Consider the following 26,533-nt stretch of genomic DNA (forward strand, 5'->3'; position numbering starts at 1 on the left):
TTTATGGGAAATCGATCATCATTGTGGAAGCGCACATTACGTACAGTAGGAGTATCACTGCTAAGTTCCGCGTTACTGGTTACTTCGCTTAGCCTTGGCAACACGCCGATAACACATGCAGCGAGTCCGAGGCAGATGGAATATCTGGATCGCGGTGTGGTAGCTGTGAAGACTGGGACAGGTGTGTTTGTCAGCTGGCGGCTTCTGGGAACGGAAGGATCGAATGTATCGTTTAACGTCTATCGGGATGGAACCAAGGTGAACGCTTCGCCCATAACAAACAGCACCAACCTTCAGGATGCAAGCGGGACAAGCAGTTCCAAATATACGGTTCGCGCTGTCGTCAGTGGAACGGAGCAGGCAGCTTCAGCGGCAGCAAGCGTATGGGGCAATAACTATCTATCTGTACCGCTCAGTGTGCCCGCAGGCGGGACAACGCCCGATGGAGTAGCCTACACCTACAGTGCCAACGATGCCAGTGCAGGTGACCTGGATGGTGATGGTGAGTATGAATTGATTGTGAAGTGGGACCCTTCCAACGCCAAGGATAACTCCCAGAGTGGTTATACCGGGGAAGTGTTTATCGATGCCTACAAATTAAACGGAACACGCCTCTGGCGTATTAGTCTGGGCAAAAATATCCGTGCCGGCGCTCACTACACCCAGTTCATGGTCTATGATCTCGACGGTGATGGCAAAGCCGAAGTTGCGATGAAAACAGCCGATGGCACCAAGGATGGCACTGGCGTGGTCCTCGGGGATGCAAGCAAGGATTACCGCAATTCTAGCGGTTATGTGTTGTCTGGTCCCGAATTCCTCACGGTCTTCAATGGACAGACTGGCAAAGCGCTCTCCACAGTGAACTACGAACCGGCGCGTGGCAATGTATCCAGTTGGGGAGATAACTATGGCAACCGGGTGGACCGATTCCTTGCTGCAATTGCTTATCTGGATGGAGAGCGCCCAAGTCTGGTCATGGCGCGTGGGTACTACACCCGCACAGTGCTCGTGGCTTATAACTGGCGTAACGGACAGCTGACCAAACAATGGACATTTGATTCCAATACCTCCGGTAACTCGGGTTATGCCGGGCAGGGCAATCATAATCTGAGTGTGGCGGACGTAGACGGAGATGGGAAAGACGAGATCGTTTATGGTGCCATGGCGGTGGATGATAACGGCAAAGGATTCTACACAACAGGGCTTCATCATGGCGATGCCATGCATTTGAGTGACCTCGACCCGGACCGCCCTGGACTTGAGGTATTTCAGGTCCATGAGACGCCATCCAATGCCGGAGTGGAGTTCCGGGATGCAGGTACAGGCCAGTTAATCTGGGGAGTCAAAACAACAAAGGATATTGGACGTGGCATGGCGGCAGATATTGATCCAAGATATAAAGGCGCTGAAGTATGGGCAGACGGCAGTCTGTATACAGCCAAAGGGCAGAAACTCGGGACAACCCTGCCGTCCTCCACGAATTTTGGCATCTGGTGGGATGGGGATCTGCTCCGCGAACTGTTGGACAGCAACCGAATCGATAAGTGGAATTATGCCAACAGCACAACGATGAACCTGCTCACCGCTTCCGGCGTAACTTCCAATAACGGAACCAAGTCTACGCCGAATCTGCAAGCCGATCTGTTCGGGGACTGGAGAGAGGAAGTTGTGTGGCGGACGAATGACAGCTCAGCACTGCGGATCTATACCACAACAGCAGTTACGGACAAACGCATCTACACGCTGATGCATGATCCGGTGTACCGTCTTGGCGTCGCTTGGCAAAATGTAGCCTACAATCAACCGCCGCACACCGGTTTTTATCTGGGAGAAGGCATGAGCACACCACCGGTACCCAATATCCGGTATGCGGGCAGATGAGGAATGGACAAGGTGTGGCCGTCCAATTCCGTTTATGTTTACAATAGCCAGCGAAGCATGGGATTCGCTGAAGGGAACAACGGACAATGGTTCGTTGTTCTTCTTTTTTTGCCAATAGGCCAGAAATACGGTAAAAATCGGAAAAAACGTTTGACAGGTATATAGACTGCCTTTATTATACGTATATAACTTACTAAACAGGTAGGAATAATAAAAATGATGACCTGAACAGAATAACGTTCTCACCGTATAGACGGAGGAACACCGCAGCGCATCCTTTCCAGATGGAGCATGCACGGCCTTAAGCCGGCATGACTTTATGGGGAGAAGTGCGAGGGGGTTCCTCCGTCTTCTTGTTTTTTTACGGGGCGTTTGATCCTGTTCAGCCGGCCTGAGGTAGTCATGCAGATCTATATCGGGGGAGTGTTATTTATGAAAAAGAGAATTCACAAGGGTATTTTGGTTGGTCTGGCACTGGTATTAACAGGAGTTCTGGCAGCATGCGGATCGGATAGCGGCGGGTCCAGTGCGGCAGGAACATCGGGGGGAGCGGAAGGCGGCACAGAAGGGGCCAAGGCCATCGAACTGCTGAATGTTTCCTACGATCCAACGCGGGAACTCTATGAGCAATATAACAAAGCGTTTGCGGCGCATTGGTTGAAAGAGAAGGGCCAGGAGGTGACCATCAAGCAGTCCCATGGGGGCTCGGGCAAACAGAGTCGTTCTGTTATTGACGGACTGGATGCAGACGTGGTGACGCTGGCATTGGGATACGATATTGATGCAATTGAAGATAAAGGTCTGATTAACGAAGGTTGGCAGGACAAATACGAGCATAACAGCGCTCCGTATACCTCTACGATTGTATTCCTTGTACGTAAAGGCAATCCAAAAGGCATCAAGGACTGGGATGATCTGATCAAAGGGGATACCCAAGTCATCACCCCGAATCCCAAAACGTCCGGCGGGGCACGTTGGAACTATTTGGCGGCATGGGGATATGCCCTTAAGCATAATAACAATGATGAAGAGAAAGCGAAGGCTTTCGTTGGAGAATTGTTCAAACATGCGCCTGTACTGGATTCGGGGGCTCGCGGATCTACGACAACGTTTGTTGAACGTGGCATCGGTGATGTGCTACTTGCTTGGGAAAATGAAGCTTTCCTATCGGTAAAAGAGTTGGGCCCGGACAAATTTGATATTGTCGTGCCTTCAGTTAGCATCTTGGCCGAACCACCGGTAGCGATTGTGGACAAAAATGCAGACAAAAAAGGAAGCCGCGACGTGGCGGATGCCTATCTGAAATATTTGTACAGTGAAGAAGGACAGACGATTGCCGCTGAAAATTATTACCGCCCAACGCTGGACAGCGTGGAGGAAAAATTCAAAGATCAGTTCCCAGCACTTGAGCTGTTCACGTTGAAAGATGTATTCGGTACATGGCGGGATACTCAGGCCAAACATTTCAATGACGGTGGTATCTTCGACCAGATCTATGTTCCAGGCAGCTAAGGTTGCCCTGTTCAATGAACACCCGATCAATCGCGCTGTGAGCGGCCAACCAGCCTTACCGGCTGAAGGCAGAGAGGATGAACGTGCATGAGCAAGGTGATGGTGGCGCGGAGACGCACATTGCCGGGATTCGGATTAACGATGGGTTACAGTGTGTTCTACCTGAGCCTGGTTGTACTTATTCCACTGGCTGCGCTGTTATTTAACTCAACAGGGCTGACGTGGGCAACCATGATTGAGGTTGCGACCAATCCCAGGGTGCTGGCTTCATTCCAGGTCAGCTTCCTGACCGCAGGTGCAGCGGCGCTGATTGATCTCGTGCTGGGGTTACTCCTGGCATGGGTGCTTGTTCGGTATGAATTCCCGGGCAAAAGGCTGTTTGATGCGGTCATTGATCTGCCCTTTGCCTTGCCAACGGCAGTAGCAGGGGTTGCTCTTACGGCGATCTATGCCGGCAATGGCTGGATTGGGCAGTTTGTAGAGCCTTTGGGCATCAAGCTCGCCTATTCACAGGCCGGGATTACGCTTGCGCTGATGTTTATCGGAATTCCGTTCGTAGTTCGCACGGTGCAACCGGTGTTGGAGGAGCTGGAGGCTGAGGTTGAAGAGGCGGCTGCCACACTGGGGGCAGGAAGATGGCGGATATTCCGCACGATTCTGCTGCCGGATCTGATTCCACCGCTGCTGACGGGTTTTGCTCTGGCTTTTGCCCGGGGCATTGGCGAATATGGCTCGGTTGTATTTATCTCAGGCAATATGCCGATGAAAACGGAGATTGCCCCCTTGCTGATCATGGCCAAGCTGGAGCAGTTCGATTATGCAGGGGCTACAGCTGTAGCTTTGCTGCTGCTTCTTGTTTCTTTTATCCTGCTGTTGATCATTAATTCTTTGCAGCGCTGGAGCCGGAAGGCGGGCAGAGCATGACGATGAAACATGATGGAGTATGGATACAATCAGATGTCACTCACCCAAACCAAAGGAGGTGCAGCATATGGCGGGTTCCGTCCCACTGAGCCCTGTTCCACCCGTAAAGACCGGGCGTGGAACTAACCGTGCAACAACGGAAGCTCCATGGGTCAAATGGTTGTTGATTGGACTGGCAAGCCTGGTACTCATCTGGCTGCTTATTTTGCCACTGGCCATTGTGCTCATGGAGGCGTTGAAGCAGGGTTGGGGTGTGTACATCGCGGCTCTTACCGAGCCGCTGAATACGATATTTGGTGTGGCCGCCGCATGGGTCATTACCAAGTTCCAGTTCAAGGGCAAAGGACTCATGATTACCCTGATTGATCTTCCCTTTTCCATTTCGCCTGTGGTGGGCGGGTTGATCTTTGTATTGGTCTTTGGTTCGAATGGGTGGTTAGGGCCGTGGCTGTCCGAACATGATATCAAAATCATTTTTGCGCTGCCAGGCATTGTGATTGCAACGTTGTTTATTACCTTCCCCTTCGTAGCGAGGGAGCTCATTCCACTCATGGAGGACCAGGGAACCCGGGAAGAGGAAGCGGCGGTTACGCTAGGGGCTTCCGGGTGGCGAATCTTCTGGAGTGTAACCTTGCCCAACATTAAATGGGGGCTGCTGTACGGCATTATTCTGTGTAATGCCCGTGCTATGGGCGAGTTCGGAGCCGTATCTGTGGTGTCCGGGCATATCCGCGGGGAGACCAATACGTTACCACTTCATGTCGAGATTTTGTATAACGAATATCAATTCTCGGCTTCGTTTGCCGTAGCTTCCCTGCTCCTGATTCTGGCTCTCGCCACGTTGCTGCTCAAGAGCTGGCTTGGACACAAAGCCGTCTCAGAAAAGTGATTTTGAGAAGAAGAAAATACAGATTGACAGCTACTGGAAGCCCTGATAATGTATAAACCAAGTATATAGGTTGGATAAGAATGATTTATAAATCCGTTGGATGACAGCGTACTTAGGAATATGGCGGGCAATAGCCCGAGAAGAGGAGGCAGCTCTATGGCTAAGCCGTTAAAAGTGGATGAGGTATGGTTGGACCGAATTGCCGGACAGCTGAATGACATGGAGTTTGGTTCATTGCACATCGTAGTGCACGAAGGTCAGATTGTGCAGATGGAGCGGACCGAACGCAAGCGTTTTGAGAACACGCCCTCAGGCAGCGCCTCCAAATCCGGAAGCACGGCACGAAGCAGTTCAGCCCGTTCACTACGCGGGTCCAATGCGAGTGCAAAGGGATAGCGAGTGACACGGCGTCAGGAAACGAGAATGGGTGCATAGGAACACAAATGTATACTTTTCAGAAACTCATGGGAAATGCATGTTCCAAATCATCCTATTTATTGTGCGCGACTTGTCTCCATATGCTCCTTATACCAATGATTCGCTTCAAGCAGCAACTGTTGTCCACCTGCATCCATGAATTCTTCCACAAAGGTATCGAAATACCCCACAGGCTGATCGCCAGTGATGATGGAGATGTACGCTCTGTCTCTCATGCGAATCAATTCAGATGAATATTGAATCAGGGCAGGGGTTGCAACTTCCAGGCGATTATAGATACCATTCTCCGTCAACCCTGCAGATGCAGCCCACTGTTCACGTTTATCCAAGGGTGTACCTGGAACCGTCATGCCGATACTTGAGCCGATCCTATTAATATAATTCTCCATTCTGTTGTATGGGTAAAGTAAATGGAACGAGCTTGAATCTTCAGCGCTCCAATTCCAGTGTTTTCCTGGAAGGCCATACTCCATTTTGATCTGCTCCTCCGGATCGGGGTTGGCACTTACATAATCGAGTATCTCCAGAATTTTCTCCAGTTTTCCTGGCTCCTTCGCAGCCTCAGCACCTATAGCCATAAAATTCATCAGCAGATTGTTCCCTTTTGAACCGCTATGTCCATCAGGACCAATAACAGGAGAACCAAATACAACTTCTGCAGTTGTGTTCTTCTGTAACAGCTCATTAACATTGAACGAGGCTCCCACTGGAGTTTCTTGGCCATTTTCATTAAGGACACTGTAGTCTCCCTCTTGATTCCAATGATAATAGTTGCCCATTGAGGTCATCCCAATTTTTCCATTAATAAAAGTATGGGATAGATGTTTATAGCCGCCTTTGTTTTCGCCGGTTATGAACTCAGGATCGATAATCCCGTCCCGATACCACTTTTGCATATAAGTCAGGGCTTTTTTCATCTCAGGCTGCAAAGCGCCGATCACGAGTTGGTTGTTTTTTTTATTAAAATATAGCTGCTCGGTAAAAACGGATTGTCCAAAAGCGCCAAACACGACATTTAAGCCCTCTCTGGATAGGCCATACGTATCTTGTATACCATTTCCGTCCGGATCATCTTTGGCAAAAGCATACATAACCGTTTCAAATTCATCTAATGTCTTCGGAATCTCCAGACCAAGCTGCTTAAGCCAGTCCTCTCGGTATACAACAGGGGTTCGATAGATGTTGGTCTGATTAATGGCCGGAATTCCATATAAGGAGCCGTTTATTTTTCCATACTCTAGGTAACGTGAATCATAATCGCGAATTCGCTGCACGATATTTGGCGCATATTGTTCAAGGACTTCCGGGGAGATTTCCGCTAAGACCCCTTGCATTTGATACTTAAGCAGATCATGCGGTTGTCTGATTCGGAACAGATCGGGTATTTTACCTTGAGCAAGCTCCAGGTCCAGCAGTTCCTCGTACCGCTTGTTCTCAAGGTTCCACACCTCCAGATCGACATCAAACTGATCCTCAATATATGCAATCATCTCCGCGTCCTCAGGAACAGCAATATTTTGATGCATGGTCCAGGATATCGTGTATTGTGGTGCTGTCTCCTTCTCAGCGCTTGCTAGATGGTCTTGCTGTTGTACTTGTGCTGTTTCTCTGTTTAGAACGGTACAACCGCTCATCAATCCTATAAGAATAGATGTAGCAATCAATAGACATAGCTTTCTTGAAAGGTTAAGGTTCATAGCAGCTCCTTTACTAATTTTAAATTCTATATAGGTTCAATTTAACATTTACACAAAAACGGAGAGGACAGAAAGAACCTGAAGAAGCGAAGCGTTCGCCTTTATTCCCGGATTTCCCCTTTTAGAAAAGGGATCGAAGAAATCTGGGAATAACAGCGATCGGAAGGTTGTTCTGTCATCGGAGTGTCCGTGTAAATATTCCTAATTGGCCCTATATAGATCCCTGCTCCATTAGACTGCGCATGAAGTTTTTTGGTGTACAGCCGTGAATTTCTTTGAACTTCTTAATGAAATAAGCAGGGGTACGGTAACCAACCGTACTTGCAACCTGCTCAACCGTAATTTCGCGTTGTGTCATGAGTTCCCGTGCGCGTTCCATTCTCTGATTCGTAACATATTCGGAATAAACAATCCCGGTTTCTTCCTTGAAAAGTTTACTCAGATATTTAGGGCTGATGAATACTTGCTCTGAGACATGATCCAGCGTGAGATCGCCTGATAAGTGCTCGTGAATATAAGCTTTGACAGCCGAGATGGTATCCACACTTCGTACCTCGCTTCGCTTCTCCATCTGTATCACAAATTCGGTCACGAGATGAATCATCCATTCCGAATATCGGTTGATATTGTAGAACAATGAAAATTGCTTGTACATATTCAATGAACTCGCTTCGGTGGGTTGCAGGCGCACCTGATTAATACACTCAGCGTAAATAGATACCGTTTTTAATAAAATGATCCGACTGTATTCGGCTGAATAGGGGCCTTTCTTTATTAGCGCGACCAATTCCTGAATGGCCTCAACCGTACCTTGCACATCCCGAGTCTGCAATTTCTTTTCAAAGTTGACGAGGTATGACTCCGGAATTTCCAAGCTGCTGGCTTCCCTGTTCAGGAGATCAAGATCCTGAATGGCAGATTGCTCGGGGAAGAAGTAACTGTATCGAATCAGGGTATTCGCCTGATGATAGCTTGTGTGAATCTTTGTGAAGTGCTCTACCCATCCGCCTAATGATAGTACAAATTCCAGACCGAATCTGCTGCTCGCCTCAGCGTGAATAAAGTCAACAATGTGTTCAGAGAGCGGTTCTTCGGGTTGGTTGGTACAGATGATTACTGCTATTTTGTGATCCTGCAATTCCTCTGCCAGCAGTTGAGTTCCATCCATTTCTGCGATCTCCAGTTGCTGGATCATCGTATACAACGTATGCTGCAACTGACGTGGCTGCAGATCCTTCCACTTCTCATTGACGGGGTCAATGACGATGCAACGGAAGCGAGAGTAAGCCATTGAAATGTGAACAGACTGGAGCTGTTCCGTAAGTTCCTCGGGTGTAAATCGATTATTTAACATATTAAGCATGATACTATGCTTAATCATTCTGTGATTGGCCTGTAAGGTTTCTTCAAGACTATCAACTTTATTGGACAGACTGTTAAACGTTGTATCGATAAACCGATATTCGTCCTGCTTTAAGCTGGTTGGGCTATCCATCCGGCTCTTGATGTTATTCATGATTCGCTTAAGAGGACTATAGTTGGCCCTGGTAAAGATGGACGACATCACGATCCCAACGGCGACAGCCAACAAGCCAAGAAGAACCGAAATCTCCTTCAAGCTATCCAGTTTATAATAGAAGCTTTCATTAGGTGTGGTTGTGTAAATCCGCCATGCATTTCCTTTAAATTGATCTTGGGTAACGACATGAGAGTCATAGTTAAATACAGGCGTGAAGCTCTCATCTGAAGAATGAAAGGTGAGGAGCGACTGCGTTAGATTCTCCTCCGTGGAGCTGCCTATCAACGTTTTGTCCGCGGCAGATATGACGGTTCCGTCCTGATCGATGATTAATGTATTCGCATAGTCAGCAGGGAGCATATTTTTAATGATCTGACTGATCGCTGATTCTTTGATATCAATCGCAATCATGGCCTTACTGTCTTGTCCTGTTGATTGAAACGGGTAACTATGGACATAGGAAATTAGAGGACTCATGTTTCCCTGTTCCCGTGATTCGATATAAGCATCCTGAGGCACCATGCGAGTTTTCATCCATAAGGAGCTTTCTGGAGTCTCTTTCATCGCAGCAATCCAATCCGTCGTATGATCCACACTCGAAGGCGTGTCCTCATAGAGCAATAGCCCATATACAGATGAGACGATGAAGTGGTTCTTCGTATCGTACACATGAATAGCTTCAATGAGATCGGAATAATTTTGCACCATATTTTTAAGGGACTGTTCGATGTCCAGGATTTTGCTATGGTTTCCTTTTAAGCTATCTAAATCGATACTAGCAGCGTTACCGAGTGCCAGAGACAGATAGACCTGATTCACCTTCTGGATCACAGAGCTTTCAATATAATTGACAGTACTTTTCAGCGAAAGTTGATTATTGATTCGAATCTCTTTGCTGTATTGATGGGAGAAAAAGAGGTATAGAATGGAGCCGAAAAGAAGCGCAATGACAAGAACGACAGCAAGGTAGGAAAGAACCATCTTGGATCTCACAGACTGAAATGGCTTATGCATTCTTTTTCCCCCTTCGTTTTCTCGTGTCTAAACAACTTCATCATTATATAGCAGGCTGAGGACTAGAAATCATGTTGATCGAAATTTAACAAACTCCATCTCCACATTTTACACTAATTTAATAAAGCGTTTACATAAAAGGATATCATAATTAACGGAAGTAGTATCTCCTCTATTTTTTGAGGGCAGAAATCATCGGAACGTACGATTTTGATATAAAACGGAATTTGTTCTATAGATGCGAAACGCTCCCTAATGCTACAGTAACGGCAGATCAGACATCTGGATAGAGACTTTCTTCCTCATATGCTGACGCAGAAGTAAAAAATGATTTTACGATTAGGGGAGCGTGTATTAGTAAGCCATGAGAAAACCACTTAAAAAGTCACTGGCACTACTTCTAATGTTGTCTATGGTAGGTCCGACATTTGCAGAGAAGAGTTTTGCAGCCGATCAGAAGATTCAGTTCTCTGATATTAAGGGACACTGGGCGGAAGCGAATATTCAAGCATGGGGTGATGAAGGATTAATTCGAGGTTACCTGGATCATTCATTCAAACCGAACACGTATATTACCAGAGCAGAATTTATGAATTTGGTAAACGGTGCTTTTGGATATTCCGGACAAGCTAAAATTACCTTTAACGATGTGTCTGAGAGTGCATGGTATTATGAAGCCATTTCTATTGCAAATGCGAATGGATATATAGATGGATACACCGATGGAACCATGAAGCCGCAAGATCCGATCACCCGTCAAGAAGCAGCTAAAGTGATCGCTGGCATTTTGAATTTGGAATTGAATGAAACAGCAGCGAATGTATTTAGCGATTCATCGTCTATTGCAGCTTGGAGCAAGGGAGCTGTAGGTGGAGCGGCAGCAGCGAAAATTATTGCTGGTTATGCAGATGGAAGCTTCAAACCGCTTAATTCCATTACTCGTGCCGAAGCCGTGTCTGCGCTCGTTAAGGCTGTGGAAACAGATGCTACTACAGCTGCCAAACCAGCTAAGCCAAAAGGAACGGCAACCGTACTGAATGTTAATCCCCCAGCAGATGAAGCTCGGTTGTCCGCTGTGAAGCACGGAGCCAATGCTGGAGACGACACCTTGAAAAATATTGCGGAAACCAATCCGTTTATTGATATTTTGGACGGTTTTGATCAAGTATGGTCCATGAACCAAGCGGATTGGAGAGATGGAACAGCGGCAACCAAAATTGGAGCTGACGGAAAAAATGCAAAGTATGGAGATGGACCGTCCCCTTATTATGACGGATTTAAAAATGACCCAACCGTAGCCGTCGCTGATCAGAAAACATATGCAAATGAAGAGATCCGAAACAAAGCGACTTGGGAAGCCAATATCAAATATGTCGAAAAGGTCACGCAAAACCGCACGGGTGAAGAGGCTTTGGCAGCCTACTATGATGACCAAAGAGATAAGATCTATAGCGTGATGGAGGGCTTTGGTCCGTTAGCTAACACGTATGTAGATATCATCAAGCCAAAGACAAACGTTGAACGAACGGTGGACGAGATGAATGTGGTATTGACCGAAGAAACAGTGGAAGATGAAAGCCAAGGTATTGGAGATTGGGATGAAAAAACGGAGCTTTCAGACTTGGTTAATTTGGTTGATCTGGTTCGATTCAAAATTCCTGCCTCATCTAATCCCTCTAAATATTTCTACTCTTCCCCAAGACCGTGGAGAATGAATTCCAATGGAGAAGTGAAAGAAGTTGTTGACAGCAAAGGACTGCCTGTATGGGAAACCATGGGCGAAGGTGAGAAAAAAGAAGTACCTTTGGCTTCAGGTGGCACCAAATCAACAGGAGAAAAACACTACCAGCAATACGAAACAAACGTTAAGCTTATTCCTGCCTTAAGTTATGTCAAACGAATCGCTGAGGATGGAAGAGGAAAAGATGGCGGATTTCCGAGCGGACATACCAGTGCAGCTTATTTATCCGTATTTCCTTTGGCATACGCTACACCGGAACGATTCGCTGAATTGTTAACGAGAGCAGCTCAGTTGGGAGAGAATCGAGTCGTAACGGGGATGCACTCACCGCTTGATGTTATAGGAGGAAGAATACAATCCACAGCCATGGCTGCATATGCACTTAATAAGACTGAGAACAAAGATGTGTTAGAGAAAGGTTATGAGAATGCCGGAGAAGTATTTGGAGCTGCAGCCAAGGAAAAAAATATGAGTCTGTATGAGTATGCACACACCGTAACTGAGGATTACACGTTCAAGAGTGCTTATGATGAACACAAATGGGAAGATCATGATGCCAATAAAGCCTTCTATAGAGAAAAGATGACTTACGGTCTACCACAAACCGGAACCAAAGGTTTGGCTCCAGTTGTACCGCAAGGAGCTGAAGTCCTGTTGGAAACACGTCAACCGTATTTAACAGATGAGCAACGCAGACAAGTGTTGTATACAACATCCATTGACTCTGGATATCCTGTACTGGATGAATCCAAGGGCTGGGGTAGAATTGATCTGGTCACGGCTGCGGATGGATACGGTGCATTCTTGAACAATGTAACTGTGGATATGGACGCTTCCAAAGGGCGCTTCAATGCAGAAGATTGGTGGAGAAATGATATTACCGGTAGTGGAATGCTTACGAAAAAAGGAACAGGAACCCTTACATTGACAGGGAAAAATAGCTACACAGGCGGAACATTGCTGCAAGCAGGAACGCTGGTAGCTGAATCTGCAACTGCTTTTGGTACAGGTGATCTGTATGTAGAAAATGGAACAGTTGTCGTTGATGTCGACGGCGCACTCAACTTAAATAGAAACTTTACCATGGATAACGGTACGTTGGAATTGGTAGTGACTGATAACAACAGTCAGCTGAATGTCGGCAGAAAGCTCTATATTGATGGAGGAAGTCTCAAACTCGACTTGTCCAAGCATAAGATTGAAGGTTCCAAAGATATTACGTTAATCACGGCTAATGGAATTACAGGTGAATTCGACAGTGTAACGGCAGATGGTTATGACGTGACTGTCACGTACGAAAAGGGCCGCGTCATTGCACATGTTGTAGCCAAATAACTGAAGTAATGATGCATGATACAAAGTGAACTAATAAATGTTACACATACCACTTCGATGACAGAATAACTTTCCGATCATTCTTCGCAAGACAAAATTAGTACTATAGAAAAGGACTGAAGCTACAATGTAGTTTCAGCCCTTTTTGCGTACAGATACGTTGGATATAGGGGATATGTTCAACACGTCCTGAAAGCCGAAGTGTATCTGAACGTGTCCGGAGTAGGCAAGCACTAAATACTGAATGTACGAGCTAGCGATCAGGATGTCGCAAAGGCGATTCTCCTATTTTCCTCTACCAATGAAAATTTTCGCTTTGTACGAGAGGGACACGGGGGTGTCCTCTCAGTCGCGCTTGGAACAGAGCATGAGCAGGGATTGAGCGTTAACGAATCTGAGACACGTTATATCGAAAAGTACGGCGTGTTGGAACGTTTTATCGAGCGATTTTGGGACACTGACATCCATCATCGTATAACATGCCGAGTAAGGAGACACGACCTGATCGGTGAAAATGCAGTCGTGAGAAGGCCGAGTCTTGTATCATCGAGGTGGGTATCTAAGTTTAATCATGCGGAAGCGGCTGAATCGTAGGTTATTCGTCGGTGCTGGTACCAGATGTACGACGTGTATTTCCTTCCATCTCCGTAGAGACTTGCTTCGTTGGTTCCAGATCCGTATGTCCTGCGTAGGGGCGGTCACTGCGAGAGCGCGTTCCAGTCAACCCGAAACCCGAAGTGAATATAATCAGCTGTAATCCCAGTGCATAGGGAGCAGCAACAGGTCCAATCAGATGGAGCAAGGAACATAACGCGATCAGCAAGGAGAGCATTTTGGTTAATGTACGTGGCCTATCCCGGCGTGGGCTGGCCCAGAGCAGATAACCATATATTATGGTGATCATTAGGGAAATCGCGCGAATCCATGGCAAGATGCTGTCCCATGAGTCTACATGGACGTCCAACATCCGCTGACGAAATACCAGATCTGTAACCAGAAACCCTGTGGCCGCCAGTGCGGCTGGTTCGGCTATGGGCCGAAGGATGGTCCAGACCGCTGTGCCCCAATGATCTGCATGTGTATCCTGGCTGAGTTCATCCGATAATACGGTGCATTCCCGTTCCAGTGCTCTGTGCATCAGTCCGAGTCTGGCAGGGTCATGATCCTTAATACAGTCACGGATCTGGTCCTGTAGCTGAGGGGACAGGTAAGATGCAGCTTTGCAGGCTAACATGGCTGTTATCAGATCGTTATGTTCGTGTTCCGATCGTTCATAATTCCGATTTTCCTGGATGGTAAGTTGTCCCAAGAGGGCTGTACTTATGTATAATGTATCTCGTATCCTTTGCATTCGCCTTTCGTGGCTGCGGCGAACTTCAGTGGCAGACCATATGTATATCCCCAGAAGCAAAGCCATGACTCCAAACAGCACAGCCACAGCGCCTGGGCGCGATGTTAGATCTTCAATCCAACGTTGAAACACACTTGTTCCTCCTTTGCACCAACTTCACGTATCATGCAACACGCTTCACGTAAGCTTTCTCTCACTATTACACAGGAAGTAGATGAATTCAAGCAGAAAGGGGCACAATTCATGGATCATGTGAGTATTGAACACACACCACCCGCAGCAGTGGAGTATCTTGCCTTACGGCAGATTGCCGGCCTTAGCCCGATGAGCAGGGAAGGGGCGGAGATTGGACTACCGAATAGCCTGTTTGCCGTATGTGTGCGTGAAGAAGATGTGCTGGTAGGAATGGGGCGAGTGATTGGAGATGGGGGTTGTTTCTTTCAGGTCGTCGATATTGCTGTACATCCGGATGTTCAGGGAATGGGGTATGGAAGACTGATCATGAGCGAGATTATGAATTATCTGCGTGAAGCAGTACCTGCCCGTGGTTTGGTCAGTCTGCTGGCGGATGTTCCTGCTGATCGGCTGTATGCTCAATTTGGATTTGAATACACCAGCCCAAAATCGGAGGGTATGTGGTGGAGGCAGGGAGAAGAAGGGCCGACTACCTAGCGGAACGAAAACTGAAATTTTAAGATAAGAATAGACTTATGTCGTATGAAATTATCTTAGTATAGCCGCATTTAGCGGCTTTTTTCATGATTCATGTTGAGTGCTGGCGGAGAGAGGGGATACTTAAGAGTGTCGGTGCTTCTTCCGCTAGTTGAAGTAAAGATTATTTTTCTACATATAAGCTGTAAGAGATAGGTTTACAAGTTGTTCACATCCGGTTTAAGATGGCGTGAGCCGTTTAAGGTATATAACAATAGGATTAAGTATTAAAATAACGGTAAGTTGATGAGATGATATCTACAGAAAAGAGGGATTGAATATGAAAGTTGCCATTTTTGGAGCAACCGGAGCGATTGGCAAGACAATACTGTGGGAGCTGATGGATCGTGGGCATGAAGTGACAGCGGTGGTGCGTGACCCTTCGAAGGTTGAGATGGTTCATGAGCGTTTGCGTGTAGAACAGGGAGATCTGCTTAACCCGGATCAGGTGGCTGATTTTGCAGCGGGTCAAGAAGTGGTTGTGAGTGCATATGGACCGAAGTTTGGTGGAGAAGAAGAGATGCTGGAAGTGACACGTTCGTTGATCGAGGGTGTGCGCCGGGCAAAAGCAGGACGTCTGGTTGTAGTTGGTGGAGCGGGAAGTTTGCTAACCGAATCCGGTGATATGCTGATGGATACGCCGGGATTCCCGGAAGAAGTCAAACCACTGGCAAAAGCACATGCAGAAGCCTATGACCTGATTGAAGCATCAGGTATTCACTGGACCTACATGAGCCCTGCTGCGACAATCACAACAGGACGTCGGACAGGCCAGTTCCGGGTTGGCATGAACCGTGTGATTACGGATGATATCGGGGAAAGCTCGATTTCCGTTGGCGATTTTGCAGCGGCTTTGGTGGACGAACTGGACGATCCGCAGTTTATCCAAGCACGGTTTACGGTAGGTTATTAAGTGTAAACAGGCTTTGGAATGGATGATTTAATCTGAAGGTCTCGTACACGGGATCGATAGAGTTTTCGATGATGTATCGAGTGGATCGTGGTAACTGGATGAGGTAAGAGGAAAGATAGCGATACACTTATAAGATGCAGAGTTTAGGTGCAAAGTTGCTACTTTTAAGTATGAGATGAGCTTGTCACGGGGAGGGATGAATGTTGTTTGTCGTAACCGCTGAACAGATGAGAGCTGTGGACGAGTATACCATTCATCAGCTCGGTATTCCGGCAGCAAGTCTAATGGAGAATGCAGGCCGCGCCATAGCCGAGGAAGTGATCAAGCTGTGCCGGGAAGGGCAGGCAGAAGGTCGGCTTGAGGATTCAGGGCAGCTTGGCTATAGCAGCAAGACCGATGCGAGGCGGGCACACACCGGGCCCGGCGATCGGCAAGGTTATGGTGGCGACATCATCGCCGATCCGGCGCTGGTGATGGAGCGCCCGGGAGATCAGCAGTGGTACATGCTGATCGGCAAGGGCAATAATGGCGGCGATGGGCTGGTGGCCGCGCGCCATTTGGTTGAAGCTGGGCTTGGCGTGACATTGGTCTACGCCGATGCCCCTGATGCACTGCGGGGCGAAGCCGCAGTGCAACGGGATGCCGCCGCGAAGCTTGGCATCCCTGCTCTTGTCCACGGGCGCGAAGCCGTGGACTTCAGACGGTGCACAGGCATCGTGGATGCGCTGCTGGGCACCGGCTCGCGGGGGGCGCCGCGTGGAGCTTACGCGGCGCTGATCGAGGCGGCGAACGACAGCGGCAAGCCGGTCGTGTCCGCCGATGTGCCGAGCGGGCTGGACGCCGACACCGGAGAGGTGTACGAGCCCTGCATTCAAGCCCGGGTGACCGTATGCCTCGCGCTGCTTAAGCGCGGGCTGGTGCAGTACCCGGGCGCTTCTGCCGCGGGGCGCATTGTGGTGCGCGCCATCGGCATTCCCGCGCGGCTTGCGCCAGAGCATGGCCCCTCGGTCCGTCTGCTGACGGACGAGGTGCTGCGCGGTGCGCTGCGCGTGGATACAGGCCGTCTACGGGCACCGGACGGCCACAAGGGCACCTACGGCCACGTGTTGCTGGCCGCAGGAAGTCTGCCGATGAGCGGCGCTGGCCTGCTCTCGGCCAAAGCCGCGCTGCGCGCAGGCTGCGGGCTCGCCACATGGGCGCTGCCCGCGGCACTGCTGCCGCATGTCATCGGCACCGTGCCCGAGCTCATGCTCGCTGCCGCCGCCGATGGCGACAGCGGCGAATGGAACGCGGCTTCCGCCGACGCCGTGCTGCGTCTCGCGGAGAGCCGCGACGTGCTCGCGACCGGCCCCGGCCTTGGCCGCTTCCAGGGCGACACAGACTGGCTGCGCCGTCTGTGGCAACATACGGATCGTCCGCTCGTCATCGACGCGGACGCCCTCAACATGCTGGCAGACGCTGGCCCACATGGGCCTCGCGACTGGGGCCAGCGAAGTGCGGCGACAATCCTGACGCCGCACCCTGGCGAGATGGGCCGACTGCTGGGCATGTCGACCCCAGAGGTGCAGCGTGACCGCATAGGACACGCTGCAAAATACGCCCGCGAGCAGGGCATGACCCTTGTGCTCAAGGGAGCACGAACGGTCATCGCAACGCCATCCGGCGAGGCGTACATCAACACCACCGGGCACGCCGGCATGGCAACTGGCGGTGCCGGGGACGTATTGACCGGCATCATCGCCGGTCTGCTTGCCCAAGGGCTCAGCGCGGAGCAAGCCGCCACGTTCGGCGTATATCTCCACGGACAGGCCGCCGAACGCGCAGCCCTGCTGCGCGGTGACCCGTCGTCCCTACTGGCCGGAGATATCATCGACGCACTGTGAGGATGGGGCAGGTGTGGGACAAGCTCGTCAGTGCTCTAACGAATCTTACACACCTTATGCCACGGTATACATGGAGGAGCAAAAGCTAGCTATGATGAACGTAACCGCAAAAAAATAGCCCTCCATATTGCTGCACATCGTAGGTTAAAATGGACAGTAAGAAGACCACCATTTCAGAGCTACACAGCAAAGGAGAGCTATCCCTATGAAGTCTACCACAAAATTCATCGGTTTAGATGTATCCAAAGAAAAAATTTCTGTCGCTATTGCTGACGAGGGTCACGACAAGCCCCGGTATTACGGTACCATTGCTCATACGGCTGCTGCCTTACGCAAACTCATCAAAGAACTGGGCCCGGCAAGCACCCTGTCGTTTTGTTATGAGGCCGGTCCTACAGGTTACGAAACCTACCGCTGGATCGAATCGATGGGAGCTGCCTGTGTCGTCATTGCCCCTTCACTCATTCCGAAACGCTCCGGCGATCATGTGAAAACAGATCGACGGGATGCCGAGCAACTGGCACGTCTGTTCCGTGCAGGCGAGCTTACACCGATTTACGTTCCAGCACGTGAAGATGAGGCGCTTCGTGAATTGGTTCGGGCACGCGAATCGGCAAAAGAAGATGCTCACCGGGCTCGTCAACGCGTACTCAAATTTTTATTGCGCCACCAGATCCATCCGCCGGAACATATCAAACGTCGCTGGACGAAAAAATATCGCGTATGGCTTGGACAACTGACCTTCCCGAATGTGCCCATGCAGATTGCGTTTACGGAGTACCTTCATGCCATGGACGAGATCGAGCAACGCATCGGTCGACTGGAAAAAGCCTTGATTGAAGAGGCGGCGACCAGTTCCAAAGCCGATTTGATTCAAATTTTACAGTCTTTGCGTGGCATTGGATTTCTTACGGCCGTCACGCTTGCTGCGGAGATCGGTTCCTTTGCCCGGTTCCGTTCTCCTGCCCAGCTCATGGCTTACTTGGGCCTGGTTCCACGCGAGCATTCGTCTGGAATCCGTACCCAACGAGGCTCGCTCACCAAAGCGGGAAATGGACGATTGCGTCGAACCTTGATTGAATCGGCATGGAGTTACCGTCATCGGCCTGCGATTAAAGGGGACTTGGCCCGCCGTTTGGAAGGTCTGCCTGCGGACATACAGCTTATTTCATGGAAAGCCCAGGAAAGGCTGCATCGAAAATTCCGCCGTTTAGTTTATGGATTAAACAAACATAAAAATGTCGCAGTTACCGCCGTAGCCAGGGAACTGACCGGGTTCATTTGGGCGGTCGCCCGAACGTTGGAGCTACCGAACGCTCAGTGATCTGTTTTTCATCTTGAAGAGACGGATGGTTTAAAAGGAAAAAGGGAAAACCCGGAGCCTTAGGCCCGGGAGTTCATGGAAGGTTCAGGAGAGAATATACGAGGTTCGTTTGCACTAGGCTTTTATTGGGCTGAACGTGCGTGGCTAGCTTGTAACAGCTCTCCTTGACGAAGGCATACCATGTGGTAACCAACCCACGGATAGCAGCGTGCCAACCGTCGCTCGCATATGGACTCCCGCGCTTAGGGCTTCGGAGAAAAGCAGCATGTGGTGCTGGGTTTGACAAAAACGTTCATAGCAACGAACCTTATCCACGTTATTTCTGTGTATTTCAGAGAATATACCTGTAAAACCAGGCTGAATTAGGGAATAGAATGCCTGAAATTCGTTAGTTTTTAGAATCTGCAATTAGTGGCCTAATAAGGTTTGCTCAGTTTGTTAAACGTTTGGATCTGAAACGCTGATACCTTGTTATCAACTTTCGTGTCTGCTTACCGTCTTGCGCGTGCCATGGGAACGATGATTAGATGAAACAATGATTAGTTACTGAAAAGGGGAGCCCTGTCATGATTCATGACGGAGACTCCCCTTTATTTGTTTGTATGTTAACGCTACCTGATCCTGGCTCGCCTATAACCTGCCCATAACTTGCCTATAATCTGCATCTAACCTGCATCTCAACGACATCCGAACTACGCCCGGTCCGAATTCTCCCGATATCTTGATTACAACCGGAAACGCAGCAGTTCCTGATGCATCTCTGCACTGATATCACGCAATGACTTCACCTTGATACTTGCATCAGCGAAGGAACGTTGTTGTTCCGACGTGGAGGCGGTAATCTCTTCACTGCTGGCAGCCGACTGCTCGGTGATGGCACTGATATTTTCGATGGCCTGTTGCACCTGTGTACTGAGTTCATTGGATTGTTGCATGTCCTCAGCAAGCTGATGGATACCCGTACTAATGCGCTCCACACTTTCACGAATAGCAGAGAAGGATTCGCGAGTCTGGCCAGTGGCTTGTTCCTGTTCGCCGAATAGCTGCATGCTCTGTGCTACAGAGTTCTTCACCTTGTCCATGGAGGTGGTGATCTCGCCCACAGCCGCATAGATATGTTTGACCGATTGCGCAGATTGTTCGGCGAGTTTGTTCACCTCGCCGGCAACAACAGCGAAGCCACGTCCGGCTTCTCCAGCGCGAGCAGCCTCTATGGAGGCATTTAACGAGAGCATGGTCGTTTGTTTGGCAATCTCCGATACGTATGCCGTCATCGTAGTGATTCGAACCGCACTTTCTTCCAGTTCCCGCACCGTTTGTTCCACCTCGGACATCGCCAGACGATTCACTTCGGCCAGGCGGAGTTGCTCTGCTACAGCCTTATTACCTTCCTCAACGGTAGTTAATACTTCACGTCCATCGATCACCGATTGGGAAGTGGCCTCCAGATTGCTATTGAAGGTAGACTGCATTTTGTCCACAACCATCACCGTTTCACTCAGATCCTCGGCAATCTTTTGACTGCCAATCGACAGTTCCTCCGTGGTGCGGGATACTTGCTGTACGATCGCTTGGGCTGTATCATTGCCACGGTCAATATCTTGTGCCATCAGATCGACACGATGACCCGCCGCACCAATCGATTGAATAATGCCGCGGATATTATGAGTCATGATACCGAAGGAGCGACTCAGGTCATCGAGTTCATCTTTGCCCCGAGCTTCCGGTAATTGTCCGGTCAGGTCCCCGTCCGCAATTTGTCCAGCGGCGTCTTTGAGTGTTCGAATACGTTTGGCGATCTGACGTGAAGTATACATATTAAACAGCATTACGGCGACAAGCAATACGATGGCTCCTACCAGAGCGGTTTGCCACGTTTGCTGAATGTCATGTTCCAAATCGACGGTGTATTGATCATAACGATCCCGAGTCATCTCATCTAACGAATAGATATCATTCTGTATGCCCCGAACCCGAGTGCTGTAACGTTTCGCTTCCGCACTGTTCATCTCGCTCATCGCTTCGGTGGCTCCCTGGTTGAGAGCTTCTAATTTTGTCTCGATGGACTGAATGAGTTGTAACTGCTGATCTGTTTCGAGCAATCCGTCCGTAAGCTCCTGAATCATCGTTTGACCTTCATCCAGCAAGCGAAGTACGGCGTCCTGGTTTCCTGCTGTCATGGAGAATGAGTAGACATCCAGCGCTTGTTGGGTCTGAATCTGATTGGCATTCAGTTCACTCACCTTGAGCATGGCAGGTACCAGATTTTGATTTTTGGCATTCATACCGAGCAATTGCATGATAATATAAGCGACTAGCACAAGGCATAGAAGCAGTGAAATTAGAGCATTAAGTATCAGTTTTCCCTGTAGTTTCATGTGCGTACCTCCTTGTATCCGATGGGTTATTGATCAAGCGTAATTTTGATTTGACCGGAAGAGATCTTAGCCTTCAGATCTTCGAAGGTTTGCTGTTGTTCATCACTGAGCGTGATATTATGTAGAGCAGTCAGACCCACGGCGTTCTCCGCCAGCCCCTCCACGATTTCCTTTTGAGGGAAGGTATGATTGTTTTGAACAAACGTGTTAACGGCATTATAGATAGAGACATCCACATTTTTCAGCATGGACGTAAGAATGGATTTTTCCGCCAAAAAGAATTGATCGGTATCTACACCGATGGCGTATTTCCCTAATTTCTGAATCTCCGTCAGTGCGCCTACGCCTGTGAGACCAGCAGCAACGTAGATCACGTCAGCGCCCTTTTCCTGAATCATCTGTGTAGCCAATTGTTCACCGAGATCGGCATCACCGAAGTCCCCTGCGTAGACGACATCAACGCTTGCATTCGGCTTGACAGCCAGAACACCTTGTTTAAAACCCTGCTCGAAATTACGAAGGACTGGTATCTCTATTCCACCAAGGAAGCCGACATGATCTTCCGTTGAAGCCATAGCGGCAATAACACCTGCCAGATAACTTCCTTCTTCCGCCCGGAATGAAATGGAGGCGATGTTAGGCAGTTCGGACTGACTGTCAATCATGAGGAACTGCTGGTCAGGATACTTGGTTGCAACTTTCTCCATATCCGCTTGGACAGCATCACTCAGGCCGATAACCAGATCGAATTTGGCTTCCGCAAACTCTTCAAATGCAGCTTCGGCATTGTCGCCCGGTTCACGATAGTCAAAGACAATGCTTTTCTCATTTCTGGCCTGAACCAGTCCATCAAAAGCAGCATCATTAAAAGAACGGTCACCCAGACCGACTTCCGTAAGTACGATTCCAACCTTCGTTCTTGTGTCTGTTGCTGTTGTTGTATTATTGGCCGAACATGCCCCCAGGATCAGTACCGTCAGGATCATCATTAGGGTGAGACCTAGACCTGCGCGTCTGTTCTTGTTTGTTTTCATGTGTGTTACCCTCATTTCTGTAGTCGCATTTTTCTGTTTTGCATGGTTCCTTAGCTCCAGGGAATGACGTGTACATGATGACACGTATGGTGAGGATTTCCCTTTATCTATATCGGTCAGAACGGCACTGTGATTTATGGTATGTAGTGAAAATTTACGAAAAAATAAGTATTTTTCATGAATTACACATTATTTTTACATTTCTCTGGTTAAAAGGGTACATAAATATCTACAGTATGTTGTTTACTGATGTTAGAAGTCGAAAAAAAGGCACAAGAGAGATGACATGAATCATCTCTCTTGTGCCTTAAAATTTCACCCTATACGGATGATAAGGTGATCATCCTATTATAAAAATGACGTGAGTTTTACCAAGCCGCAATCGAGCCATCCGCTCGGGTTTCCGTACCCCCGCATAATACGCTAGTGTCCGGGTTGCGCCAGATGATCTGACCGCGTCCAAACTGGGATGGATCAACTGCCACTTGAATATCATGTCCTTTGCGGGCGAGTGCCTGAGCGATATGCTGCGGGAAACCCGGTTCCACGAGAATTGTTTTGCCCTTCGTCCACTGCCAGCGCGGAGAATCCAAGGCGGCCTGTGGGTTCAGATGATAATCGATCGTATTCATGACCACCTGCACATGACCCTGCGGTTGCATGAAACCACCCATGACACCGAATGGCCCCACCGCTTCGCTGCCGCGGGTGAGGAACCCCGGAATGATCGTGTGATACGTTCGTTTGCCTGGCACCAGGGCGTTGGCATGATTAGGGTCCAGTGAGAAGTTATGTCCACGATTCTGCAAAGCAATGCCTGTCCCCGGAACAACCAATCCAGAGCCGAAGCCCATATAGTTACTCTGGATAAACGAAACCATGTTGCCTTCACCATCCGCCGTAGCCAGATAGACCGTTCCACTTGCTCGTGGATCACCTGCCTCAGGTGCACGTGCGGTATCACCAATGAGTTTGCGCCGTTCATCCGCGTATGCTTCAGACAGCAGTTCCTTCACCGTTACACCCATTTTGCGTTCTTCGGTAATATATTTCTCCCCATCTGCAAATGCCAGCTTCATGGCTTCAAGTTGCTGATGATATGCCTGAACAGATTCTTTCTCGTCGAATGTGTAACCTTTCAACAGATTAAGCGCCGCGAGAGCAATCAGTCCTTGTCCATTCGGCGGAATCTCCCATACATCGTATCCGCGATAGGAGACGGAGATGGGATCAACCCACTCCGGCTGAAAAGCCTTCAGATCTTCGCGAGTCAGATAACCACCGTGTTCTGCCATAAAGGAATGAATACACTCTGCCAGTTCTCCTTCGTAAAAGTCTCGCGCTTCGCTCTCGCCAATCTGGCGCAAAGTCGCCGCATGATCCGGCGAGCGCCACATCTCTCCAGCTGCGGGAACACGCCCGCCTGGAGCAAATGTCTCAAACCACGCACGCCCTGCCTTCGCATCGCCCTGGCGTGCATAGATCTCGGCTGCCCTTGCCCAGTGGCGGGCCAGCCCAGGCGCAAGCGGATAACCTTCCTCCGCATAGCGGATGGCCGGTTCCAGCGCTTCCGCCAGCGTGAGCCGCCCGAAACGGCGGCTCAGCTCGGCCCAACCCGCCGGTGCGCCAGGCACCGTCACCGGAACAACTCCAAGCTTCGGCATCTCCGTATGGCCTGCCGCTTGAAGCGCCTCAATGGATATGCCCTGAGGCGCAGGGCCGCTGGCATTCAGGCCATGCAGTTTGCCCTCGGTCCAGACGAGGGCAAAAGCATCGCCACCAATGCCATTGGACGTGGGCTCCAGCACCGTCAGCGCTGCAGCAGTTGCAATGGCGGCGTCAATGGCATTGCCGCCTTTTTTCAATACATCCAGACCTGCTTGTGCAGCCAGTGGCTGTGACGTGGCGACCATGCCTTGTTTGGCATACACGGGCACGCGGTAAGAGGGGTACGGTTGGTAGAGTGGATCGAAGTTCATCAGGTTGTTCAGCTCCTTGTCGCAAGATGTCAGGCTCCGGCATAACCGGATCATACTCCTAACCTTCTTCGCAACCGAACAACCGATATCCTGTCACACTTCCCAAATCCAACCTGACATCAGCAGCACATCGTTCAGATATGTTTTTACCAAGCGGAGTAACATCAGTTAACGATATCACCCTAAGTTGTTACCATATCGCCGCCATTTACATGAATGCATTCACCTGTGACGTAGGACGAATCGCGGGAGGCGAGATAAACGTAAGCTGCCGCCAGTTCGTAAGGCTGACCAGCCCGACCCATAGGCGTATCTGTTCCAAATACCTGCACATCCTCCGCGGAGAAACTGGCAGGAATGAGCGGTGTCCAGATGGGTCCCGGGGCGACGGAATTTACACGAATCCCTTGCGCAGCGAGCGATTGGGCGAGTACACGAGTCAGCGATACGACAGCTCCTTTGGTGGAGGAATAATCGATTAACTGGATGTTACCTTTGTATGCCGTAATGGAAGCCGTATTAATAATGGAGGCACCTCTGCACAGATGGGGGAGAGCGGCCTGGATCAGAAAGAAATAGGCGAACACGTTCGTCTGGAAGGTGTGATACAGCTGCTCTTCCGTAATATCAACAATGCTTGGCTGCACATACTGTACGCCATGGTTGTTAACCAGAATATCGATCTTCCCGTACGTTTCCATCGTTGTGCGAATGACGGCTTCACAGTTTTTCTTTAAGCGGAGATCAATTTCAATTAACAGACAGCGCTGTCCCAGTTCTTCGATCCGTTCACGAGTCCTTTCGGCATCTGTCCGTTCATATAGATAAGCAATGACTATATCTGCCCCTTCTTTCGCAAAAGCGATAGCAGCCGCCCGGCCGATTCCACTGTCACCACCCGTAATAATGGCAACTTTACCTTGGAGTTTGCAGCTGCCGATATAGGCAGGATCTTCACTGATCGGTTCAGGCACCATCAGAGTTTCCAGACCGGGTTGCTGGTCCTGATGCTGGGGTGGAAAGGCCAGCTTTTGCGCCTTGCATACCGTTTTCTCACCATAAAAAGGATAGACAGGATTCATTCGCTTTACATCCTCCTCGAACGTTCATTGATACGGATAACCTATGCATTCGCCCAGAAGAAGGTGCGGGAGGGAACAGCAGAGCGGTTGTTTTTATTGCACAGAATATACCATAATAAGGATAGATCCTTAAATCGATGGAGGTGTCAGGAGCCACATGAATATTCAGGGAATTAATCATTTGTGCTTTTCCGTATCCAATCTGGAGCGGGCCATTACCTTTTATGAGCAGGCTCTCGGTGCCCGAATTCAGGTGAAAGGACGCAAACTGGCTTATTTTGAGCTGGCCGGTCTGTGGATTGCCCTGAATCAGGAGGATGTTATTCGCAACTATACGGAACGAACCTATACCCATATTGCATTTACCGTTACAGAAGAGGAGTTCGACGCGTCTGTGCAGCAGCTGCGAGCAGCGGGGGCAGACATTCTTCCCGGAAGGCCAAGAGATCCGCGGGATGCATTATCCGTTTATTTCACCGATCCGGATGGTCATTTGTTTGAACTGCATACAGGTACGATGAAGCAAAGGCTGGATTATTATCGCGAAGACAAAGATCATATGACCTTTTATACATGAGTTTCATGTGCAAGTAGAGGTAAATGGTAATTAACGTATTTAAAGTCATTGCAATTATCCGTACAATACATCTTAGGTTCGCTGAAGTGTACACGGTATGTTCGGCTGCCAAACCATATGCACAAGGAGAGATGGACGTGGATAATAAAAGATTCAAGCTTCGGATTGTTGCGAGCGGGTTGTCTATGGCCATTGTCATGTTGTTTTCATTGTACAATGGACATCTTCAAAATTCAGGGGAAGCTCTTCAGTCCCGTGTATCATTGGGCTATTCGTCAGATAAACAAATAACGGTGCACCCGCTTGATCTGAATGATCCTGTTCCTGAATAGTTGTTAGGAGAAGATGGGG

At 49.2% G+C, this 26,533-nt stretch carries 19 protein-coding genes; 12 read left to right on the plus strand and 7 right to left on the minus strand.

Translation table 11 applies throughout. The annotated features are described in order from the left end of the window. Positions 1-135: 135 nt before the first annotated feature. The 5 genes from MKY66_RS02635 (at position 136) to MKY66_RS02655 (ending at position 5,602) form a co-directional block, all read left to right on the plus strand. Positions 136-1,881 carry a rhamnogalacturonan lyase gene (locus MKY66_RS02635; protein WP_218639210.1) on the plus strand — a complete coding sequence of 582 codons (1,746 nt, stop codon included), beginning with the start codon at positions 136-138 and terminating at the stop codon, positions 1,879-1,881. A gap of 432 nt (positions 1,882-2,313) precedes the next feature. Then, the gene (locus MKY66_RS02640) at positions 2,314-3,393 is read left to right on the plus strand and encodes a sulfate ABC transporter substrate-binding protein (RefSeq protein ID WP_076216069.1); all 1,080 of its coding nucleotides are present in this window, start codon (positions 2,314-2,316) and stop codon (positions 3,391-3,393) included. An 87-nt stretch (positions 3,394-3,480) separates the two neighbouring features. After that, positions 3,481-4,317: a sulfate ABC transporter permease subunit CysT gene (cysT, locus tag MKY66_RS02645; RefSeq protein WP_017690928.1), complete on the plus strand. Its 837-nt coding sequence runs from the start codon at positions 3,481-3,483 to the stop codon at positions 4,315-4,317. Positions 4,318-4,384: 67 nt separating this feature from the next. Continuing rightward, complete coding sequence (gene cysW / locus MKY66_RS02650; RefSeq protein WP_076215912.1) at positions 4,385-5,206, plus strand: sulfate ABC transporter permease subunit CysW; 822 nt, start codon at positions 4,385-4,387, stop codon at positions 5,204-5,206. 156 nt (positions 5,207-5,362) lie between these two features. Beyond that, positions 5,363-5,602, plus strand: a complete 240-nt coding sequence (locus MKY66_RS02655) for a YezD family protein (RefSeq protein WP_036607453.1) — start codon at positions 5,363-5,365, stop codon at positions 5,600-5,602. A gap of 98 nt (positions 5,603-5,700) precedes the next feature. Here MKY66_RS02655 and MKY66_RS02660 read toward each other — a convergent pair whose 3' ends face one another. Both MKY66_RS02660 and MKY66_RS02665 read right to left on the minus strand, forming a co-directional pair. After that, a complete protein-coding gene (locus MKY66_RS02660) occupies positions 5,701-7,278 on the minus strand; it encodes an extracellular solute-binding protein (protein ID WP_143760389.1) in 1,578 nt (525 codons plus the stop codon). 274 nt (positions 7,279-7,552) lie between these two features. After that, positions 7,553-9,874: a helix-turn-helix domain-containing protein gene (locus MKY66_RS02665; protein ID WP_076215907.1), complete on the minus strand. Its 2,322-nt coding sequence runs from the start codon at positions 9,872-9,874 to the stop codon at positions 7,553-7,555. A 364-nt stretch (positions 9,875-10,238) separates the two neighbouring features. On the opposite strand from MKY66_RS02665, the gene MKY66_RS02670 reads away from it, so the two are divergent. Continuing rightward, positions 10,239-12,950, plus strand: coding sequence for an S-layer homology domain-containing protein (locus MKY66_RS02670; protein ID WP_076215905.1), 2,712 nt, complete (start codon positions 10,239-10,241; stop codon positions 12,948-12,950). Positions 12,951-13,545: 595 nt separating this feature from the next. Here MKY66_RS02670 and MKY66_RS02675 read toward each other — a convergent pair. Then, on the minus strand, positions 13,546-14,433 hold the full coding sequence (locus MKY66_RS02675; RefSeq protein ID WP_076215902.1) for a hypothetical protein: 888 nt from the start codon (positions 14,431-14,433) through the stop codon (positions 13,546-13,548). Positions 14,434-14,544: 111 nt separating this feature from the next. Here MKY66_RS02675 and MKY66_RS02680 point away from each other — a divergent pair, with 111 nt between their 5' ends. The 4 genes from MKY66_RS02680 to MKY66_RS02695 all read left to right on the plus strand — a co-directional run bounded on the left by MKY66_RS02680 (position 14,545) and on the right by MKY66_RS02695 (position 19,132). Further along, positions 14,545-14,973, plus strand: coding sequence for a GNAT family N-acetyltransferase (locus MKY66_RS02680; RefSeq protein ID WP_076215899.1), 429 nt, complete (start codon positions 14,545-14,547; stop codon positions 14,971-14,973). 319 nt (positions 14,974-15,292) lie between these two features. After that, the gene (locus MKY66_RS02685; protein ID WP_047840318.1) at positions 15,293-15,925 is read left to right on the plus strand and encodes an NAD(P)H-binding protein; all 633 of its coding nucleotides are present in this window, start codon (positions 15,293-15,295) and stop codon (positions 15,923-15,925) included. Positions 15,926-16,128: 203 nt separating this feature from the next. Then, entirely contained in the window at positions 16,129-17,808 is a 1,680-nt protein-coding gene (locus MKY66_RS02690; protein ID WP_076216066.1) for an NAD(P)H-hydrate dehydratase, read from the plus strand. Positions 17,809-18,013: 205 nt separating this feature from the next. Next, on the plus strand, positions 18,014-19,132 hold the full coding sequence (locus MKY66_RS02695; RefSeq protein ID WP_076217270.1) for an IS110 family transposase: 1,119 nt from the start codon (positions 18,014-18,016) through the stop codon (positions 19,130-19,132). A gap of 725 nt (positions 19,133-19,857) precedes the next feature. Here the strand turns inward: MKY66_RS02695 and MKY66_RS02700 are convergent. The 4 genes from MKY66_RS02700 to MKY66_RS02715 form a co-directional block, all read right to left on the minus strand. Continuing rightward, positions 19,858-21,510, minus strand: coding sequence for a methyl-accepting chemotaxis protein (locus tag MKY66_RS02700; RefSeq protein WP_076215680.1), 1,653 nt, complete (start codon positions 21,508-21,510; stop codon positions 19,858-19,860). A 26-nt stretch (positions 21,511-21,536) separates the two neighbouring features. Beyond that, positions 21,537-22,544 carry a BMP family ABC transporter substrate-binding protein gene (locus MKY66_RS02705; protein ID WP_083657335.1) on the minus strand — a complete coding sequence of 336 codons (1,008 nt, stop codon included), beginning with the start codon at positions 22,542-22,544 and terminating at the stop codon, positions 21,537-21,539. Positions 22,545-22,912: 368 nt separating this feature from the next. Continuing rightward, positions 22,913-24,523 carry a gamma-glutamyltransferase family protein gene (locus MKY66_RS02710; protein WP_076215697.1) on the minus strand — a complete coding sequence of 537 codons (1,611 nt, stop codon included), beginning with the start codon at positions 24,521-24,523 and terminating at the stop codon, positions 22,913-22,915. Positions 24,524-24,705: 182 nt separating this feature from the next. Next, positions 24,706-25,605, minus strand: a complete 900-nt coding sequence (locus MKY66_RS02715; protein WP_076215677.1) for a glucose 1-dehydrogenase — start codon at positions 25,603-25,605, stop codon at positions 24,706-24,708. A 157-nt stretch (positions 25,606-25,762) separates the two neighbouring features. On the opposite strand from MKY66_RS02715, the gene fosB reads away from it, so the two are divergent. Together fosB and MKY66_RS02725 are read left to right on the plus strand one after the other, a co-directional pair. Beyond that, the gene (gene fosB, locus MKY66_RS02720; protein WP_036672156.1) at positions 25,763-26,182 is read left to right on the plus strand and encodes a metallothiol transferase FosB; all 420 of its coding nucleotides are present in this window, start codon (positions 25,763-25,765) and stop codon (positions 26,180-26,182) included. Between the two features lie 23 nt (positions 26,183-26,205). Then, positions 26,206-26,514 carry a hypothetical protein gene (locus tag MKY66_RS02725; protein ID WP_047840314.1) on the plus strand — a complete coding sequence of 103 codons (309 nt, stop codon included), beginning with the start codon at positions 26,206-26,208 and terminating at the stop codon, positions 26,512-26,514. The last annotated feature ends 19 nt before the right edge of the window (positions 26,515-26,533 follow it).

It is taken from the genome of Paenibacillus sp. FSL R5-0766, assembly GCF_037971845.1.
Taxonomy (GTDB): Bacteria; Bacillota; Bacilli; order Paenibacillales; family Paenibacillaceae; genus Paenibacillus.

Coding starts and splice junctions, on each gene's coding strand:
- MKY66_RS02635 (WP_218639210.1), top strand. CDS start 136: ATGGAATATCTGGATCGCGGTGTGGTAGCTGTGAAGACTGGGACAGGT.
- MKY66_RS02640 (WP_076216069.1), top strand. CDS start 2,314: ATGAAAAAGAGAATTCACAAGGGTATTTTGGTTGGTCTGGCACTGGTA.
- cysT (WP_017690928.1), top strand. CDS start 3,481: ATGAGCAAGGTGATGGTGGCGCGGAGACGCACATTGCCGGGATTCGGA.
- cysW (WP_076215912.1), top strand. CDS start 4,385: ATGGCGGGTTCCGTCCCACTGAGCCCTGTTCCACCCGTAAAGACCGGG.
- MKY66_RS02655 (WP_036607453.1), top strand. CDS start 5,363: ATGGCTAAGCCGTTAAAAGTGGATGAGGTATGGTTGGACCGAATTGCC.
- MKY66_RS02660 (WP_143760389.1), bottom strand. CDS start 7,278: ATGAGCGGTTGTACCGTTCTAAACAGAGAAACAGCACAAGTACAACAG.
- MKY66_RS02665 (WP_076215907.1), bottom strand. CDS start 9,874: ATGCATAAGCCATTTCAGTCTGTGAGATCCAAGATGGTTCTTTCCTAC.
- MKY66_RS02670 (WP_076215905.1), top strand. CDS start 10,239: ATGAGAAAACCACTTAAAAAGTCACTGGCACTACTTCTAATGTTGTCT.
- MKY66_RS02680 (WP_076215899.1), top strand. CDS start 14,545: ATGGATCATGTGAGTATTGAACACACACCACCCGCAGCAGTGGAGTAT.
- MKY66_RS02685 (WP_047840318.1), top strand. CDS start 15,293: ATGAAAGTTGCCATTTTTGGAGCAACCGGAGCGATTGGCAAGACAATA.
- MKY66_RS02695 (WP_076217270.1), top strand. CDS start 18,014: ATGAAGTCTACCACAAAATTCATCGGTTTAGATGTATCCAAAGAAAAA.
- MKY66_RS02700 (WP_076215680.1), bottom strand. CDS start 21,510: ATGAAACTACAGGGAAAACTGATACTTAATGCTCTAATTTCACTGCTT.
- MKY66_RS02705 (WP_083657335.1), bottom strand. CDS start 22,544: ATGAAAACAAACAAGAACAGACGCGCAGGTCTAGGTCTCACCCTAATG.
- MKY66_RS02710 (WP_076215697.1), bottom strand. CDS start 24,523: ATGAACTTCGATCCACTCTACCAACCGTACCCCTCTTACCGCGTGCCC.
- MKY66_RS02715 (WP_076215677.1), bottom strand. CDS start 25,605: ATGAATCCTGTCTATCCTTTTTATGGTGAGAAAACGGTATGCAAGGCG.
- fosB (WP_036672156.1), top strand. CDS start 25,763: ATGAATATTCAGGGAATTAATCATTTGTGCTTTTCCGTATCCAATCTG.
- MKY66_RS02725 (WP_047840314.1), top strand. CDS start 26,206: ATGGTAATTAACGTATTTAAAGTCATTGCAATTATCCGTACAATACAT.